The organism is Vibrio phycocola (genome assembly GCF_054404255.1).
In genome coordinates this window covers 1-17,845 of record NZ_JBTAMQ010000001.1, presented here as the reverse complement: position 1 = coordinate 17,845, position 17,845 = coordinate 1, and the positions used below count along the sequence as shown (strand labels likewise).

Annotated in this window: 18 protein-coding genes; 9 read left to right on the top strand and 9 right to left on the bottom strand. The window is 39.1% G+C overall.

What is annotated here, in order from left to right; translation table 11 throughout:
* The first annotated feature begins 383 nt into the window (after positions 1-383).
* Genes ACXJY6_RS00090 through cas6f form a run of 4 tightly spaced genes read left to right on the top strand, consistent with a single transcriptional unit; the run spans position 384 to position 5,131 of the window.
* A complete protein-coding gene (locus ACXJY6_RS00090; RefSeq protein WP_458766693.1) occupies positions 384-1,568 on the top strand; it encodes a TniQ family protein in 1,185 nt (394 codons plus the stop codon).
* Positions 1,569-1,573: 5 nt separating this feature from the next.
* Positions 1,574-3,472 carry a type I-F CRISPR-associated protein Csy2 gene (locus tag ACXJY6_RS00085; protein WP_458766692.1) on the top strand — a complete coding sequence of 633 codons (1,899 nt, stop codon included), beginning with the start codon at positions 1,574-1,576 and terminating at the stop codon, positions 3,470-3,472.
* Entirely contained in the window at positions 3,469-4,530 is a 1,062-nt protein-coding gene (csy3, locus tag ACXJY6_RS00080; protein ID WP_458766690.1) for a type I-F CRISPR-associated protein Csy3, read from the top strand. Before ACXJY6_RS00085 ends, csy3 begins: the two co-directional genes overlap by 4 nt.
* A 1-nt stretch (position 4,531) precedes the next feature.
* Positions 4,532-5,131 carry a type I-F CRISPR-associated endoribonuclease Cas6/Csy4 gene (gene cas6f / locus ACXJY6_RS00075; protein ID WP_456051075.1) on the top strand — a complete coding sequence of 200 codons (600 nt, stop codon included), beginning with the start codon at positions 4,532-4,534 and terminating at the stop codon, positions 5,129-5,131.
* Positions 5,132-5,567: 436 nt separating this feature from the next.
* Here the strand turns inward: cas6f and ACXJY6_RS00070 are convergent, their stop codons facing one another.
* The gene (locus tag ACXJY6_RS00070; protein ID WP_456051074.1) at positions 5,568-5,774 is read right to left on the bottom strand and encodes a helix-turn-helix domain-containing protein; all 207 of its coding nucleotides are present in this window, start codon (positions 5,772-5,774) and stop codon (positions 5,568-5,570) included.
* Positions 5,775-5,944: 170 nt separating this feature from the next.
* On the opposite strand from ACXJY6_RS00070, the gene ACXJY6_RS00065 reads away from it, so the two are divergent.
* Positions 5,945-6,436, top strand: a complete 492-nt coding sequence (locus ACXJY6_RS00065) for a VspR family transcription factor (RefSeq protein ID WP_456051073.1) — start codon at positions 5,945-5,947, stop codon at positions 6,434-6,436.
* The gene (locus ACXJY6_RS00060; protein WP_458766687.1) at positions 6,430-7,809 is read left to right on the top strand and encodes a DEAD/DEAH box helicase; all 1,380 of its coding nucleotides are present in this window, start codon (positions 6,430-6,432) and stop codon (positions 7,807-7,809) included. The genes ACXJY6_RS00065 and ACXJY6_RS00060 overlap by 7 nt, the downstream gene beginning before the upstream one ends.
* A 229-nt stretch (positions 7,810-8,038) precedes the next feature.
* On the opposite strand, the gene ACXJY6_RS00055 is transcribed toward ACXJY6_RS00060, so the two are convergent.
* Positions 8,039-8,236, bottom strand: coding sequence for a hypothetical protein (locus ACXJY6_RS00055; RefSeq protein ID WP_458766685.1), 198 nt, complete (start codon positions 8,234-8,236; stop codon positions 8,039-8,041).
* Between the two features lie 84 nt (positions 8,237-8,320).
* On the opposite strand from ACXJY6_RS00055, the gene ACXJY6_RS00050 reads away from it, so the two are divergent.
* Positions 8,321-9,343 carry an IS110 family RNA-guided transposase gene (locus tag ACXJY6_RS00050; protein ID WP_458766683.1) on the top strand — a complete coding sequence of 341 codons (1,023 nt, stop codon included), beginning with the start codon at positions 8,321-8,323 and terminating at the stop codon, positions 9,341-9,343.
* 287 nt (positions 9,344-9,630) lie between these two features.
* On the opposite strand, the gene ACXJY6_RS00045 is transcribed toward ACXJY6_RS00050, so the two are convergent.
* The 3 genes from ACXJY6_RS00045 to ACXJY6_RS00035 form a co-directional block, all read right to left on the bottom strand.
* A complete protein-coding gene (locus ACXJY6_RS00045; protein ID WP_458766682.1) occupies positions 9,631-10,713 on the bottom strand; it encodes a HigA family addiction module antitoxin in 1,083 nt (360 codons plus the stop codon).
* Positions 10,703-11,005 carry a type II toxin-antitoxin system RelE/ParE family toxin gene (locus tag ACXJY6_RS00040; RefSeq protein ID WP_458766680.1) on the bottom strand — a complete coding sequence of 101 codons (303 nt, stop codon included), beginning with the start codon at positions 11,003-11,005 and terminating at the stop codon, positions 10,703-10,705. Before ACXJY6_RS00040 ends, ACXJY6_RS00045 begins: the two co-directional genes overlap by 11 nt.
* A 701-nt stretch (positions 11,006-11,706) precedes the next feature.
* Positions 11,707-13,995, bottom strand: coding sequence for a DUF2971 domain-containing protein (locus ACXJY6_RS00035; protein ID WP_458766678.1), 2,289 nt, complete (start codon positions 13,993-13,995; stop codon positions 11,707-11,709).
* 134 nt (positions 13,996-14,129) lie between these two features.
* On the opposite strand from ACXJY6_RS00035, the gene ACXJY6_RS00030 reads away from it, so the two are divergent.
* Positions 14,130-14,294, top strand: a complete 165-nt coding sequence (locus ACXJY6_RS00030; protein WP_458766677.1) for a hypothetical protein — start codon at positions 14,130-14,132, stop codon at positions 14,292-14,294.
* Positions 14,295-14,358: 64 nt separating this feature from the next.
* On the opposite strand, the gene ACXJY6_RS00025 is transcribed toward ACXJY6_RS00030, so the two are convergent.
* Together ACXJY6_RS00025 and ACXJY6_RS00020 are read right to left on the bottom strand one after the other, a co-directional pair.
* Positions 14,359-14,625, bottom strand: coding sequence for a hypothetical protein (locus ACXJY6_RS00025; RefSeq protein ID WP_458766676.1), 267 nt, complete (start codon positions 14,623-14,625; stop codon positions 14,359-14,361).
* 197 nt (positions 14,626-14,822) lie between these two features.
* Positions 14,823-15,002 (bottom strand): hypothetical protein, encoded by a 180-nt coding sequence (locus ACXJY6_RS00020; RefSeq protein WP_456049981.1) that lies wholly within the window; start codon positions 15,000-15,002, stop codon positions 14,823-14,825.
* A 475-nt stretch (positions 15,003-15,477) separates the two neighbouring features.
* Here ACXJY6_RS00020 and ACXJY6_RS00015 point away from each other — a divergent pair, with 475 nt between their 5' ends.
* The gene (locus tag ACXJY6_RS00015; protein WP_456049982.1) at positions 15,478-16,152 is read left to right on the top strand and encodes a hypothetical protein; all 675 of its coding nucleotides are present in this window, start codon (positions 15,478-15,480) and stop codon (positions 16,150-16,152) included.
* Positions 16,153-16,273: 121 nt separating this feature from the next.
* On the opposite strand, the gene ACXJY6_RS00010 is transcribed toward ACXJY6_RS00015, so the two are convergent.
* Together ACXJY6_RS00010 and ACXJY6_RS00005 are read right to left on the bottom strand one after the other, a co-directional pair.
* A complete protein-coding gene (locus tag ACXJY6_RS00010; protein ID WP_456049983.1) occupies positions 16,274-17,254 on the bottom strand; it encodes a TniB family NTP-binding protein in 981 nt (326 codons plus the stop codon).
* Between the two features lie 22 nt (positions 17,255-17,276).
* Positions 17,277-17,845 (bottom strand): Mu transposase C-terminal domain-containing protein (locus tag ACXJY6_RS00005; protein ID WP_458766673.1); only part of this gene is annotated, 569 nt, incomplete at its 5' end.

Sequence of the window (17,845 nt, the reverse complement as noted above, 5' to 3'; positions counted from 1 at the left end):
GTGAATAAAATGGAATAGACTTTCACAATTCTGAGATGGGGTTAGTATTGCAATTGATGTGTGAAAAAATTGTCAACAACGGTATATCTGGTGCGCCAACCTGCATCGCGTCACTGGTATTTTTTGCTATTGCGACTTCGAATGTCTTACTGAGATATTAAGTGCCTGGCATTCAGGTAAGTTCTAGCCGACTCAATTAATGGGATGTTGGAGTTAGAAGATCACAACGGGTTTCACTTTCAAGAAGCGCCCTAATTCTTTGGCTGACAAACAATGGGGCAAAAGTGTGATTAACAACATGAGTTAGCAATCTTTTTCTAGAAAAAGCTTCACACCTTATCCTGTTTATTTTTACAGTAGTAAACAACTAAAAGGAGAGAGACATGTTTCTTCAGAGGCCCAAGCCATTTCCGGATGAATCATTGGAAAGCTTTTTCATCCGAGTGGCGAACAAAAACGGATATCAAGACGTACACCGTTTTCTCTATGCACTTAAGAACTATCTTCTCGACGTTGATTCCGACAAATATGATACCTTCCCTACTGACATCAAACTGATTAACCCTTGTCACTCAAAAAGTAACTCTACAAGCCGAATTCATGCACTCCAGGCCATCAGTCAATTAACCTTTAACGTTCCAGGAGATGTACTCTCCTTAGCTATTAATCGCTCATCAAAAAGATACTCCTCTGGTACTAAGGCACTTATGCGTGGTGCTGAGATAATTCCTCGCTCTCTTTTACGTAACGCACCTGCTCCGGTCTGTCCTTTGTGCCTATGTGAAACAGGATACGCAGACTATCGATGGCACTTTGAAGGCTATGATGTGTGTCATAAGCATGGTTGTAAGTTAACAGCTTCGTGTACATGTAGTGAGCCATATGATTATAGAAGCAATGGTCTTTCAGGTGAGTGTAGCTCTTGTGGAAATCCATTACCTATACACACTATTGATACGTTAAAACAACAATCCTCTATCTCGATCTGGCTCACTGGCTCCGATGACTCACTTCTACCAGACATCCCAATTAGCTATCGATGGGGACTGGTTCATTGGTGGAAGAAAGCAAGTCAATCAGAGTATTTTGATGCAATGAGTTTTTACCAGTTCTGGGAAAACTGGCCTGAATCTATAGGCCAAAAAATTCAAGACACTGTGGAATACAACCTTGAATACAGAACAGTAGGCGAAAATGAGTTAACACTACGAGATGTATTAGGGAACTTGTTGTTTTCGTGCATTTTGCTTCCCGACAGAAACTTAAAGTACAACCTCATTTTGAGAGAACTGTTCCACTACCTTGAACAGAGAGTCTGGGAAGATAACGGGCAGTTCGCTAACCTCCGGATGAACGCAATAGATGTCGCTATCCTTCTTAATACGGATATGGAGCAAATAGCCTCACTCGTTGACCAGCGGATCTTAGTTCCCTCAAGAAACATCAAAAATAACGAACCATTGAATAAAACCGCCAACCTTTTTTATCTCGGAGACGTCTACTGCCTTTGGCTAGCAGAGTTTCAGACAGATGAGTTCAATCGCTCATTTTATGTTTCAAGGTGGTAGTCTACATGAACCTGAAAGATGTTTTGACAAGTGATGCCGATGACCTAAATTCCGAATTGCGACGCGCATTCCGGCCACTGACTCCAGCGATAGATATATCAGAAGAACTTTCTAAAGCTTTAATCATTTTGGTAAACCTTACTGATAAGGTCGACAAGCAGATTGATCTACTCAGCAGAGATAAATGCAAGAAAAAACTAAGAGATGAAAAGTGGTGGGCTCGTTGTCTTAATACCGCTAAATATCGCCAAAGTCACAATGTGAAATTTCCAGATATTCGGGCTACAGGCACCATACGGGCAGAAACGATAGGAGAGCTTCCTGAATACTTACTATCATCAAGTAAGTTGCCTAAAGCTGCATGGGCATATTCCAAAGATTCAACTGACGTTAATGTGTGTATGTTTTTATGCGCAGAATTTATTTGGGAAGGGAGTATCTCTTGTCTTGCTATACTACTTCAGGACTTCGACCACTCCATTTGGTTCGCACTAAAAAGATTGGGCTGCTACGAGAAATTTAGGAAGCTTGCGGTCAAAACACTAAAGAAAATCCCGTCACGAACAATAGATGTCACTCTTGCACCGAACTACCTTAAACAGATTAGCCTTCCTGATGGCAACGACTCGTACATATCACTATCGCCCGTAGCCTCACAAGCACTCCAATCTTACATGTATCAATCACTAGAAGCACAGCGTAATAGCCAAACATTTCGTGCTAGTCGCCCTGGGAACATGGGGTTATTACCAGCTTGTTGTGGCGGCGCATTTAGAATGCTTAAAACAATACCATTTATCAAAGACAGGAGACATCATTACCTAAATGATGAACCACGCTGGTTATCAACCGAAGCTATCCGCGCAATGTCTCAATACATGGAAGCTCCAAGTTGGTTATTACCGTCAAATCTGTATCAGAAAGAAATTGCACGAGTGAAGTTCACTATTGAAGAAATGGTGCAAAAGTGGATGAACAACCAAACCAATGTTGAAGAAACGTCATTATCGGCCCTTACAGAAAAGCTAAATACAGATTTAGCATCATCAAAATCTGGCCCTAGACTTAGTTATGAACCGAGATTGACCAAGTTACTTTACTATTTGATTAATAAACTACGGCAACAGGCAGCGGAACTAAAAGTTAAAAATGCAAGCATGCGGTACTTACTTATCCCAGAGATTCGAGTCTGCGCAGCCAGCGCACAGAGCTCCAGTGTAACCATTGGACTGCCCTCTATGATGGGATTGTTTGGTTTTGTACACGCTTTTGAAAGGAACATTTCGAAGCATTCACCGGGATTTAAAGTCAACAGTTTTGCTACCTGTATACATAGCTACCACCTGCAAAACCGAGGATTAACAAAGGAAGCAGTTAAAAAGCTTTCTGGAGAGATATCACCGCCAGCGATATACGACGATTGGCAGTGTGATTTAACGTTCAGCCTGTTACTTGATTGCGGTGACTTTTCAGAATCACTGCTAGAGCGAGTCCCGAAATTATTGCCTAAAAGGCTTTGGCGAGGTAAATCCTATATTGATATAGATGATATGCAACATATCTTAGTTTATTCGAAAGCCACTTCGGCAATAAGTGCTATTCCTAACGATTATGGCTTTTGGCTAGGCTTTGATAACCACACAGCTATTGAAGATATCGGTACTCTTGTTGAGCACTGCAGAACTAATAGGACATCATTAGTAACAACCGTTGGGTATCACCTATTAGAGCAGCCTAAAGAAAGAGCGGAAAGCCTGCGAGGCTACCCCCATGCGTTCTGCGAAACAGCGCTTGGGTTAATTAGACCTGTAACGGTCACCCGAGCAACTAATATCAATGAGATTTTCTGGGACTACACTGTTGATGAATATAATCCGCAGATATCACCAAGGAGTTGTCAATGAAACTTCCAAAGCAACTAGCTTATGAGAAATCAATAGAAGCAACGGACGTGACATTCGAAGCGATCTGGCCTTCCGGTGAAATAAAACCGCTTAAAATATTCAGCAGAATAGCCTTGGGAATGAAAGAAGGAACACATTCAGCCTGTAACAATGACGGAACTATTAAAGATAAGGTTGAGCCAACTGAACTTGCTGAAGGCAATCCGCATGAACTCAATGTCTGCCAAGTACCATACGGAGTTGAACTATTACAGTGCCGTTTTTCTGTTGCTTTTTCATCTGAGCTTCTTGAAGAATACAAGTGCTCCGATGCGCAAGTTCGTAACACTATGCATGATTTAGTCGCACTGTATATACAAAAAGTAGGCTTAGAAGAGCTAGTCTCTCGGTATCTTGAAAATATCTTTAACGGGCGATGGCTATGGAGAAATGCTAAAAAATCATATTGCACCACAATTGAAGTTAAGCCTTGGCCTTGGGAAGACTCACTGATTGTTGCCCATGATATACGATCACTGAGAAAAAATGATCATTGGCTTCACGAGATAGAAGGCTGGGATCAACTGATACAACTGATTATTGGTTCCATGACATCACCAGATGATTACTGCATCTTAAAAGTATGTGCAAAACTACAACTTCCAGAGATGACACCTGTCTACCCAAGTCAGGCATTTAAAGATTCAAAACAGAAAAAAAGTGATAAACCAGATAGAAGAGAAGTCAACCGTATCTACCAGTCCACTGAAATAGATGGATATAATAGTCCAATATTTGGTTGCTACAAAACAGGAGCAGCGATAGCCACCATCGATGATTGGTACCCTAATGCAGAGAAACCACTGCGTGTGGGGCATTACGGTGTTCATAAACAACATGCCACCGCGTATAGGCACCCAGATACAGGTAAAGACTTCTTTAGTTTGCTAAAAAGAGCCGATGAATTTGTGAAGATCCTAAGAAAGGATGTCCCTATAGAACAAGAAATGATAAACGATCTTCATTTTATCATGGCAAATATCATCAAAGGCGGACTATTCCAGGAAAAGGGAAACTAATATGGCTTGGTACTATCGCAGCGTAACCTTTCTTCCAGAGCACAGAAATAATGAAGTTCTTGTTGGGAAGTGTTTAAAGAAGCTTCATGGTTTCTGCAATAAGTATCAAACGAATGCGATTGGCGTTTCATTTCCTTGCTGGACGGAAGCGACCATTGGTAACCGAATCACTTTTGTTTCACAGGACCCAATGAAGCTAGACTTTCTGCTTACTCAGACTTATTTTCGGGAAATGGTGCTTCTCGGGTATTTTGTTATCACCAGCTACACAGAGGTTCCCGCAGACTGTACATACGTTCTTTTCAGGCGAAACCAGATGATCGATAAAACCACTCCACTCGGCCAGGAACGAAACGCGAGAAGACGAAAAACCAGAGCTACTGAACGTGGAGTAGACACCTCTATCATAGAGAAAATTGAGCAAACTTTATTTACAGTTGAGCACTATCATTCCATTCCGATGAGTAGCAAAAGTACAAGCAACAAATTTCGGCTGAATATTCAAACGGAACTAGAAAGACCAAGTATTGAGAACGGGAGATTTACAAGCTACGGGCTATCTAATAGAGAAAACTGTCTACAGTCAGTACCATTGATTTGACCTTTTTTCAGAGCAACCTGATAACCAATTGATTTTGAAGAACCTATGTCTTATTCTAAAATTTGGGTATATTGCTCAATACAACACTAACTTATTGTGTTATGAGTATTATACTAAGAAATGTAACACCTTACTGCCGCACAGGCAGCTGATAATGTGAAGTTTAGGCGATTACATGGAAGGCTCTACCTTACTGCCGCACAGGCAGCTGATAATTTGATAACGTGTATCGCATCGCATGCTTTGAACCTTACTGCCGCACAGGCAGTTAACTAGTCACATCTTAATTCCTCGATTCACAAACAGCCTAATCGCTGTTTGCCTCTCCATCAAATGAGGACTATAATCCTCGTTGCTGCTGCAAAAGTAGTTGATAAAAAACGAACCACTTTTATTCGAGTTCAAGATCACTCACTGCCGAACAGGCAGATTTCATTTAAGGAAGTAGTTCCTTGACATCACACTGTAGAACCGCGGCTATCTGGTAGGCTTTCTCTAGTGTGATGTTCACTTCTCCTCTTTCGATTCGACCAACGTAACTGCGATCAATATCAGCTGAAAGAGCCAGTTTGTCCTGAGAAATACCTTTGTCTCTACGCATATTGCGAATATTGACTCCGAATTTTTTCGCTAAGTCTTTCATATTGTTCGTACATTAAAAAGAAAGACTATCGGCTCTTGATGCGCACATTACCACGGACTATAATCCGCATCTCGTTAATATAAGTAGCTATCAATAGATAAGAGAGGGTTAAGGTGTCACAAATATTTACTCTACATCCCGATTTGTTCGCTGTACTCATGGATCATGAAATGAACAGTTTTCAAATACCTCAAATTCGAGATCTTCTTATGAGCAGATCGATGCAGGGAAAAAGCAACAGTACCGTTCGCTTGTTTGTATCAAGACACCTAAACGCGCTCGAAGCCCAGGGTCTATTAACTAGTAAAGGCAAAGGACGAAAAAAAATATTCAGCAAAACAGCGCTTTTCTTAGATTCTGACCTTCAGCCAAACCAAAAACCACAAAAATATATACCCAAAAAGGAAGACGCAAAAACAACCAATCGCAATGCGTGTATGCATGAACTAGTACAAGCTAAATTGACGTTAGAAGCTGAGTTAACCATTCTTCTTGCTGAAACCGAGGAGTATCAGTCAATAATGCTGCAATACCCTGAAGCTAAAAAACATGCTAAGAAACTTCATGAACAATCTACGCAACACTCAGCAGTGTTAACCGGAAAAGTAACAGCAATGACAAAAATAATAGAACTTGCAAAAGCGGAAGTAGCGCTATGTTAAGAACATGGCAAGCCGAGTGTATTGACAAAGCACTTCTCAAATATTCCGCTGGACAAAAGCACTTTCTGGCTCAAGCTACACCCGGCGCCGGAAAAACTATTTTTTCGGCATATCTCAGCAAAAAACTATTAGATTCTGGCAAGATTGATCTAGTCATTTGTTTCTCACCGTCTGTTACTGTATCGGCGGGATTTGCAGCTACGTTTTCACATATTTTAAAATGTTCTTTTAACGGAAAAATTGGGTGTGTAGGTATGTCTTTGACGTATCAATCACTGCAATACTTAGATGATAATTTTTGGAAAACACTGTCAAAACACCGTGTTTTAGCAATTTTTGATGAGATTCATCATTGCTCCGGCGAGAATGTGCAGAATGCGAATTCTTGGGGTGAGCAACTCCTACTGAAAGTACAGCAATCGTCTACCTTTACCTTAGCCTTGACAGGAACACCATGGCGTTCGGACCGCATGCCGATATCTCTCAGTTCCTATAGCGATCCAGAGGGAAAGATCATTTGTGATTACCAGTACACCCTGCAGCAAGCAATTATGGACAATGTTTGCCGTAAACCCAAGCTAGTATTAGTCGATAACGAACAACTTAAAATAACAAATGGCAATAAATCAGAAAGTTACAACTCGATTAGCACCCTTTTCAAGGAAAACAAACTTGGCTACTCAAGTATCCTGCATGATACCAATGCTCTATCACATATTCTAAAGTTGGCGTGCAATAAGCTCAAATCAATAAGATCGACAAACTCCAACGCCGGAGGCTTAGTAGTCGCTTCCTCTGTTTCTCATGCGAAGCTCATTCAAAAGCTACTGACTGAAAAATTTAACCAATCCAGCGTTTTAGTCTCATATCATGACCTGTATGCACAAACGACAATTAACCGTTTTAAAAATAGCGATGTAGAATGGATTATTAGCATAGGTATGGTTAGTGAGGGAACCGATATACCCCGATTACAAGTATGCTGCCACTTAAGTAACGTCCGAACCGAACTGTATTTTCGACAGGTACTTGGAAGAATTTTGCGAATAACAAAACTGTCAAACCAAGAAGCCTGGTTGTATACCTTTGCGGAAGAAAGCCTTATCAGTTTCGCAGAACAAATTGAACAAGATATCCCTGAGTCATGCTTGTATATAAAACAAGATACCCCTAAACAAGATACCAGTGAAAATACATCAGCTAATTCACTGTCTAGCTTAAGTCATTCAGGATCTATTTCTGGCAACCAAGCCAAGCTTCATTGGGATAACAAAATTCTAAACCTTGGTGATACCACCAATGACTCACAGCATGAATCCTTATCTCTAGGGAAATTTCGAGAGCGTGTAATTCAAGCATTTTCAGCTTTGTGAAGATAAGTTTATTGTGCCCCAAGTGTAGTATCGGTGAACATATATGATTTCTATGTATAAGCGATAATATGCGCACATGACTATGTAACGCGTTTTTGGACAGAAACGTGTTTGGCTCAATATCAAATTATTATTCTCATATAAGCAAAAGATGTTGAAGCCTTACGCTCTTATTAAATGGCTGCCAAATAAGATAAGTAATATTTGTAGCACTACAGTATCGAAATATTTATGACGGTACCCATTGTTTATTATTATATTCGTAGGCCCACCAATCAACTGCACCAACAGGAAGCTCTACTAGGATTTCAATTCGTAGATATACCTGTTTAGCTATAAATATTTTTGCGGCTTCCTTAGCTGTTTCCATGCTGGAATAGTAGGAAACTTCTTCCCCCGCATAAAGTTTGTAATTTCCTTTTTTCATCTTTGCCTTTTAACGAATGACATGGATTCCCCTCTCCCAAGGATCTGCCACACTTAAGTGGTCAACACTATTACTGGAGGCACCATGTCTAATCTATCTTATTGCGGTATTGATCTCGCTAAAAATCACTTCAGTGTTCATGCTATTGACCAGCATGGCAAAGTCGTTCTTCACAAGAATGTCACCCGCTCTAAATTGCTTAATACCATAGCAAAACTGCCCCCCATGCGTATAGGTATAGAAGCTTGCGGTGGCGCCCATTATTGGGCAAGAACGTTCAATCAACTCGGTCATGACTGCCGTATTATGGCTGCTAAATATGTTGCACCTTACCGAATGAAGGAGAAAAACGACCTTAATGATGCCGCTGCTATATGCGAAGCGGTTCAACGACCATCTACTCGATTTGTTCCTATTAAATCTCCTGAGCAACAAGCCGTTCTTGCTACTCATCGAATGCGTGAACATTGGGTTCGTGAAAGAACGGCGTTAATGAATCGTATCAGAGCCATTTTATCCGAATTTGGATTTGTCATGGCGACAGGGAAAGCAACTCTCATGAGAGAAGTCCCTCTTCTTTTAGAGGATGCCGAAAACTTGCTACCCCACCAGGCAAGACACATTATTAATGACGCCTACTCACACCTTCAAAGCCTCAACCAGCAAATTGATGATACTGAAAAAACCTTCGCATCTATGGCCAAACAACATGAAAACACCAAACGTCTTCTTAAGGTTCGAGGTATTGGCCCACAAACGGCTACTGCCATCATTGCCGCGATTGGCGATGGTAGTCAGTTCGATAAGAGTCGAGATTTAGCTGCTTGGTTAGGTCTTGTCCCCAAACAGTTCTCTACTGGAGGGAAGAATCGCTTAGGGAGGATAACGAAGCATGGTGACAAGTATATTCGTACTTTGCTAGTTCACGGGGCACGAGCCGTTGTTACCACGATTGGTGACAAACAAGACCGCCTGAGCCAGTGGTGCCGACAAATTAAAGAAAGACGAGGGTTAAACCGCGCAATTGTGGCACTTGCTGCCAAAAATGCTCGCATCATCTGGTCTCTTTTACACAACCAAACTGAATATGAAAACTATGCTGCTTAACCATTAAAGCGGTTAAGCTGCATCATTAAGAGTTGAACCCACCGGGTCATTGCAGACGCTAATGATGGAGATAGGTTAAGACCACTTGCGGAGAGCCTGTTAATGCGGCGGACACACTAGATGTCATCTAACGAATAAGGCACCGCAGTCGCGTAAGTCATCAGGGCCAAGGTAAACATAAAATTGCCGATAAGTAGGCCGAATGTAGAGCGGCAGTCCAAAACTCATCACTGTTAGTTTAGCGGATGTTTGACAACCGGGGGAATCCATGTAGCCGCGTTAAAGTGCTATTTCCACTTATACCTTACCCTATGATGATGCTGTAGATGGCTAAGGTGTTTATCGTGTTGAAGCCTTCCTGTAACAATGCCAGGATGTATATGTATTGATTTAGCAAAATTTGCAATGGAATTAGGGCTAAAATCAAACTCAGAAAGAAATGCATCATATGACATTTTCGGAATTAGAGTTTTTTGCGAAAAGTTATCAGCTTCTTTCTCCTGAATTTTATAATCCTTATTACTATTACCACCTTCAATAAAAGTAATTCTCTTATCGTGCAATAGAATATGAGCTAATTCATGCATCAAACTAAACCAAAATATATCTCCCCAACTTCCTCTCATAGACATCATAATTACTGGCTTATTCTTTCCATACCAGAATGTAGCGCCCGTTACGTAAGTTTTAGGGTAATGAGGTATAACAACCAAAGCGACCCCACACTCAGCCAACAGCTGCTTTAGAGACCTGAGCATTATATTTGGATCAGACTCCAAGGTTAGAGATCTTATATTTTCTATATTACCTTTAAGAATATTTTTATCGAATTCAGCAACACTTTGTTTTGTTGCCAATAAATGTCCTGTTCTCAACCAAGCTGCAATTGCCTCTCTACTAGTAGTGTCTTTCTCACACATTCTAAATGCCGGAGAGTATTCTTTGACATTTTCAATATTAAATAACGAAGACACCCCAAAAAATTTTTGGAGTTCTTTTACTTTTTCAATAGCATTTCGAGTTTTCTTTACTAATCCGAGTTTACTCATTTCAAGATATGGGAACTTAGAAACTGCCTCAGTTTCTTTTTGAGCCTTTAATATCTCTTGTTCTTTTGCAAGAACTAACCTGTACTCTGATTCTAAATTATTCCAAAACTCAGCAGGCACACCTACAACTTGCTCTAATTGAATGGCTGTATCAGGCGTAATCGCTTTATCACCCTTGATGATTTCATTAATAGCCTGTGGAGGCCTTCCCATTCTACGAGCTAGTTCAGCCTGACTAAGCTGTAGATCATCAAGCATCTCCTCCAGGTATTCACCTGGAGGGATGGCTAAATCAGAAATATAACTTTGATCAGTCATCATAATGTTTACTCACTTCTTCAATCATTGCGATACTCAACTTATCGCCTTCTACCGTAAATATTAGCCGATAAAAACCTGTAAGGTTTACTGCGTACTGCCCCTTTCGATCACCTTTTAAAGGATGACAACGCAAACCTGGTAATTGCATCACTGCATTTAAGTCTTTAGCCGCTTTAATCAAGTTGATACGTTGAATGTACTTACGACCAACTTGATCACCGAATTCTCTATTAGCTTGACGACTCTCTTTGAAGCATCTTTCAAGCTTGTTTGTTCTAAATTCTATTTCCAAAATCGGATACCTTTTGGTGCAACTCTTCCAATGGTATTCACCCTTGGGGTGAATGGTACACACAAAAGAACTAGGAGTCGAGCGGATTGCACTTTAACAGTTGTTATATAGACATTGTCCACGTGACAATGTCTATATAATTAGAAAGCAGACTCTCTAGATTTCTGTATCACAACAACTTAGTGGGTCTGAATACCGAAAAATGACGACAATGTCGTTATAAGTAAGAATGGTATTCTATTTCGATTAACTGTGCATCAAAATACTAGACTTAATGCATATTATTATACGTGTGTTAATTTGAGTAATGTGAGAATTGCTAATACGTTTTGGGGCAGAACTTTGTTAGCCAATCTGTTGACTTAGCACACATTTGGACAAAGACGAGTTAGCTCAATTATGCAAAACGATTGTTTGTTCAGTTAGTGAAAGTTTCTTGCAATCTTAATGATTTGTATTGATTCACTTTTAAGACTGACAAGGAGACTTACTTCAAGCAACTCGAGAAGGGGTCAGGACGGTAGTGCTCAGATAATTTAATATATCGCAAGCAGCTAGGCGCATTAGTTTGACGCAGAAGCCTCTATCTTTGTCGGTTCGTAAAATAGACAAATCTGACAACCTCATTCACAATGCTTATGTATTGTCAGATTTGGTAAAATGAACTCGCTAGCGACTCGGTGCGTCGTCGCCAAGCGTATTTAAGTTGTAGCTTCTTTATATTCTAAGGTATAGAGATTGTAATCTGGAATGTCAGCCTGTTTTATGATGACTGGAGCCTCATGACATGGTAGCTTGCTGTTTATTAAGTCTACAATTTCATGAACATTTTTCATTTCACTTTTAGGAAATTCGCAACCTAAAGTGATGCTAACAATGCGGGCGTTGATTTTATCTTTATTATCGTCCTTATAATTATAACTTTCAAAATACACTTTCGTTTTTGTATTAGAAAACAGTCTAACCTCCTCTTCATAAGACCATTCGTAATTCTTAGTTAAGATATATTGCGGAAATGAATACATATCCTTTTCTTTGTTTCTATTATGCTCATAAATGTAACTAACTTCCCGAACGCCCACTCCTCTAGGGATCTCAGTTCCAAAACAATATTCTATCATTACCCCCTTATGCTGATTGGCATAATGGGACCACATCAGTATAGAGTTTGGATTTCTTGTAATTGAACAAATACGATAATCAGGGTCAATAAGACTATCAGGGTTAATGTGTTTGCGTGTGGGCAGTTCAATAGGATCATTCAGTTCGTCTCTAGATGCAAAATAGAAATATTGATTTTTCAGCCCATCTTTGGTGTTTTCATTAAAGGAAGTGTATTTATACAGGCGGTTGCCTTTTGCGATTGAATTGTCCCATCTAAATTGATTAGTCCACGATTCATTATATTTTTCACGTAATTCTTTAATTTCGGATTCAGGTACTTCGTTTGTTTTCGAACGTTTCGCAAAGTTTATATAGTTGTGGATCACTCTGTGATTGTATTCGCCCGATGTCTTCATCAAGTCAACCGCGAGCTTGTAATACTTAAGAGCATTGGTCTGAGCATCTATGTCGGTTTTATGCTCATAACAAGCTGCAATATGAGTATAAGATGACATTGAAGGTATATGGGATAGATTATATTTAAAAATAATTTGTATTAGATAGTCATATTCTTCGCATACAAAACCGCTTGAAATCAGCATCCGAAACTGAATATTACTAATCTTTCCTTGCTTAAATATCTTATTAAGATACTTAAACCTTTGGTGGTGATGTTGTTCATGCCACCGTTCAGCCATTGAGCTTAGTTCGAGTTTCAGTTTATCGTAAAGATAGTGTTTACTCAAAGAAGGGTGATCAAGATACCTTCTTGCAACGTCATAAGCAGGAACAAGTTCAATTTCGCTACTTAGTTTGCCGGTAGAAAGAGTATTCTCTAACTTGTTAATATTCTGTCTGCATAGGAATGCCAGATGTAAAGCATCTTCTTCTGCGGTCGCAATACTAAGATATACTTGGGGGATAACAGGTTTCTTTGGCTTCTTATTCAGATAATTGCATGCAAGCAGGTAATACAAATTTGGTGAACGATGTTGAGTAAACATAACACTTCTAGCGTTTTTATCGTATATAAATATTACGTCTTGATAAATTTCTGCTCTAAAGGCCTTTTCTATTAGCTGCAAATTATTGGGTTTACGTTTGTCTATGGGAATTTTCTTGTCTTTGTAAAACTCCTGTCTATACACTTCATAGATGACCTTATGATCATCGCCAAATAATGCTTCCACTTCTGAAAATTTAACCTTAGAAATCGCGTCCTCTTTAGTTATTTGTTTTTCTTCATAATAATGTTTCAAAATCGTCGCACTTACCTCAGCGCTGTTTTCGATTATAGCTAAACAGTCGTCATCTTCGTTGAGATAAAAATGCATATGCATTAAAAGATTTGGACTACAAGTTAACTTACCATCGAAAATGAATTGTTTTATTGATTCCCAATGCTCTTTTTTAAAGATGGGAGGGCTTGGCTGTACTAACGTTTCAATAATCGAATTGACCGCATCTACAAGTGGAGCAGAATGACCTTGTTCATATAGAAATTCTAATACTCGAATATATGCATCTACATCTTTAGTTTCCTTGAACAACATATAATGCGCTATAAAATTTGTTGTATCTATGTCTCTCGCTCGCCTAAAAAAGCTCGCTGCAATTCTATTTCCATCGAGGTGCCCATAAATTCTCTTAGCTATTGCGCCTAAAAATGTACACGCGGAATATTCCCCTTTACATCGAGATACTATTTCGGAAAACACCTCATCAGTATTTAACCCTTTTTGATACTGAATAAAATAGTATAACCCCAAGTGATCCGGGTTTTTAGATGTATTCCATATCTCATCCAGAAAAACCAAGCTAGAGTATTCACATTCTCTAATCCATTTTATTATTCTGGTATTATCTATTTCATCAACATCACTCATAGGCTTAATTCTTCAAATTCAGGCACATGACCATTGAATATACTAGAATTAATTAGTTAGTAAATTTTATTATCGAAATTGCTAAACGCATAACAGCTAAAGACCCTAGAACAGTTTATCTATATGGCGGACTATTGTTTGAAGCAGAAGACAATGCTAAAAAATTAAATGACATGGGCACAATTGCAGCGATCAGATGGTTATGTCATGAGAGCACATATATAAATAAACTAGATTGTGGTTATCGAGTGAAAGAAGCTCTTGAGAGTATAATAATGAAAGAATTATCACAGTTGTAATTAGTAACCCATATATGGACATTTTTGATTTAGTTGATTAATTCTGTAACAGAGAAATAATGGCTCACAGATCTTCTATATCAATGTCAATTTCTGGAGAGTTTTCTCTTTGCCTAACTAGTTCTCGGTCTTGTTCATCTTCCTCAAATTCAATTCGGCAAGAGTCAAAAATATCACCTCGTTGAACTAGAAAATCGCTGTCCACTTTATCTGCATCTTCCGAATAAGATCCCCAATCTTGTTCACTTGTAGTCGCGAGTTCATCAGAGTGTCCAGTATAACTTGTGAATCCTTCCAAAAGTTCTTTTTCTGCCAACCGTTTTTTACTCATAGCTTACTTCTCGCTTCGAAAATGACATTAGATAATTTATAGAATATCGAGTAGCTAGCCATAATGAAAGTTAACCCTGAAACAAGGTTTGGGGCAGAAACGTGCTAGCAACGATCTCGCAGGCACGCCTCTGGACAGAAGCTTGTTAGCCCCACAGCTGACCTAACACACTTCTGAACAAAGCTTGTTGAATCGATTTATATCGGATAGTGCTCAGCGTCGAATAAATATTCAAAGCGCTTTAACACTGCTTTATAGTCACCTTCGGAAGGTTCAAGACCAAGTTCATCCCATGAAACTGTAGCAAGTTCATCAGTATGTGCGGTATATGGAGTCATATCCTCTACCAACTCTTTCTCAGTCAATTTTCTACTCATAGCCAGCATCTCGATTCAACATGACATCAAGTAATTAGTAGCATTACAACCTATGCTTCTTAGAAAAGAACATAGCCAAGCGATAATCCAACGATCATAATAATGATTGTTGTTAAAGTCATATTGTTATCAACCCATTGGTCAAGTCTACTCATCATCTACTCCACAATATCAACGTTTACTTAACAGTAATATATCAATCAGATTTATAATTTAAACTCATTTGAGGTCAAAAATATACCACCGTACAAATAATTTAACATTAATGAAATATAAGTAGCAAGATACAGCGCGCAATACAGCAACGCTCCAAAACGATAGTCCACGTATGGCATATTGACATGTATAACTAAATAATAAAATTAACTGGGAAACCTGATAAAATCGCAACCATTGAGCTAGTCATTTGACAGAGGGTTATATGATAATTTGGACACCAGAATTGGCACCCCCGATTCGAAAATGGGTAGACTCAGTGACTGAACAAATTATATGTTGCGAGTTAAGCGAATGGAATGGTACCGAATATCCTGATTTTGAATTAAATTTATCAAATCAATTCGGAGTAACTTGCTTACCACTGTATATCAACAATAAAAATTCATCGGAAAACTTTGATTCTATATGGAAATATTTAACTAGTAATAGAAATCTAATCCATGAGTATATTAATCGGCAGCACGAGTTTCGTCGTTCGATACTCTTCCAGCAATACGAAAACGGTGAACAGCTAGATTTGGGTTACTACGATTATATAGACCTACTATCACATCTAGAGGAAAGGGTTGTTTTATGTATAAGAGCCTTGCATTCATTTCACCCCAACTTATTGCCCTGGTTAGACTACATTGTGAATAAAACAAATATTAAAATTTTAATTCTCAATAGCAAAGGAATTAAAGGATTGGATCAGCTCAACCACTTTCCGAGAGCCATCTTACCCTCATATTCGAAAAAGGAGATAGTGGAAGCTTGTTCTAGAGCGGTTTACGATTTGACTGGAACTAGTATGAGCTATTCTGAATTAAGTTCTGCGTTTTCGAAATGCCATTCATTAAAAGAGTTTATTACAAAAGTCCAGACTGCAGCGGTGTACCAGAGCACTCCTTCGAAAATGAAACATCTTAACTATTTTAAAGAGGCACTTTGATATTTGTCTTCCAACAACAAATTAATCAAATAATGATTTGCAAACTGATAGATAGTAATGATCTAAACAATAATGGTCGAGTAGACGACAAAAGTACGTTACCGTTCTCAAATGGAGAACTTCAAAATATGTCTCTAGGAAACATGTCCTTTTCTTGCTGGTTAAGGTAGTTTCCCCACCCAATATCTTCAGGTGGATGTTGTATCTTTAATTCGCTCACTTTCACTTGAAATGGGTTTTGCTTTTCGCAAGCCGCCTTACTTACTTTTGGAGCTGCTTTGGCGAAGTGTTGAAGTAAAATCTTATTTGAATTATCACGCAAAGCGAGCCGACTAGACCTATTGATTAACTTTCGTATGCGGCGCAGGTTTCCGTGGGAGAACGCATATATGCGCTTCATCATATCAGGGGATGCAAGCTCTGAAGGTTCATGAAAAGGAAGTGCTTCATCAAGCATGATTAGAAAGGCCTTATAAAGAACAAGATTTTCTTTGTTGTTTAGTCGAAAAGGCTCAAGTGTATGTTGCAACTCAAAACGTCCCGCTAATTGATTATTTGCTTCCAAAATCACTACAGAGTAGGGCATACCGAACAGTACCACAGGAATCCTCGAACGAACGATGAGCATTTTCAGCCAATCGGCTGCACTATGTAAAACTTGCTTATTCTTTCGATCTATCATGTGTTGAAACTCATCAATAATAATTAGCTCAACTTTACATAGTTTCATTAAATCACTCATTTCTTTCGCAACTTTTACTGGGTCACTCCCTCTAGAAAAGGCTAATGGGTCACCCAGATCAGACAGCAATTGTTCAGAAGCTGTTATTGGGGTAGCGTTAGGAGGAAGAGAGGTTGATAGAATTGGGATAATAGAGCCATCAGTTGTCTCCGAGCGAGGATTTTTATCTAAGTATTTGTTAATAAGTGTTGTTTTACCAGACCCCGTATCTCCGACGACAATCATACAGTCTGGTTCATGGATACCATCACTAAACTCTCGACAATCTGAAATATCGGCAATTATGTCAGTAATTTGGGGATTATGGATAAAGATTTGTTTGACTTTATCGGCGGTTTTTTCTACTGCGTGATGCTCCATAATCAATCGCCTCTAAAATAATTTACTGTATAGACCAACCAGTAGTATTAACTTCAATGTCCCAATCTAACTCATCATCAAGGTCAGGGGTATTGCAAACGTTCGATTGTTGTTTCTTTGCTTTGGAAGTTGCTCTTTCTGAATGCTCTTTTACTCGTTGTACCCTTGACGTTGTTGTTATGCCTAAAGAGTTACGCTTTTTGCTCTGCCCTGTTTTTTCGATTGCCTCATCGATAATATCGAGGATTTTTCGCCACGCTTTAACTACATCTTTATGGTTGTAGTTTTTTCTAATATGTCGCCTTGCGTATTTACAACAGGTTTTGTGCAACCATTCTGAAACAGAATAGGCATAGTCAGCATCGATAGCTTCAACAGCAAAGAACTCTTCCCGCTGTTCATCAAGTACATAAACCCTTCCCAGACAACTGGGATCATACTTAATACGCACTTGTACACTTTTTAGATTGCTACCCGTTTTGTTACCAAAATATCGTGCTAAACGAGCACTGGTGTAGCGTATTGTAGTACCAATTCTAATCCCGTTCTTATCGAGAGCTACCCGATGGTTTTTTCCTAGATTGAATTTTA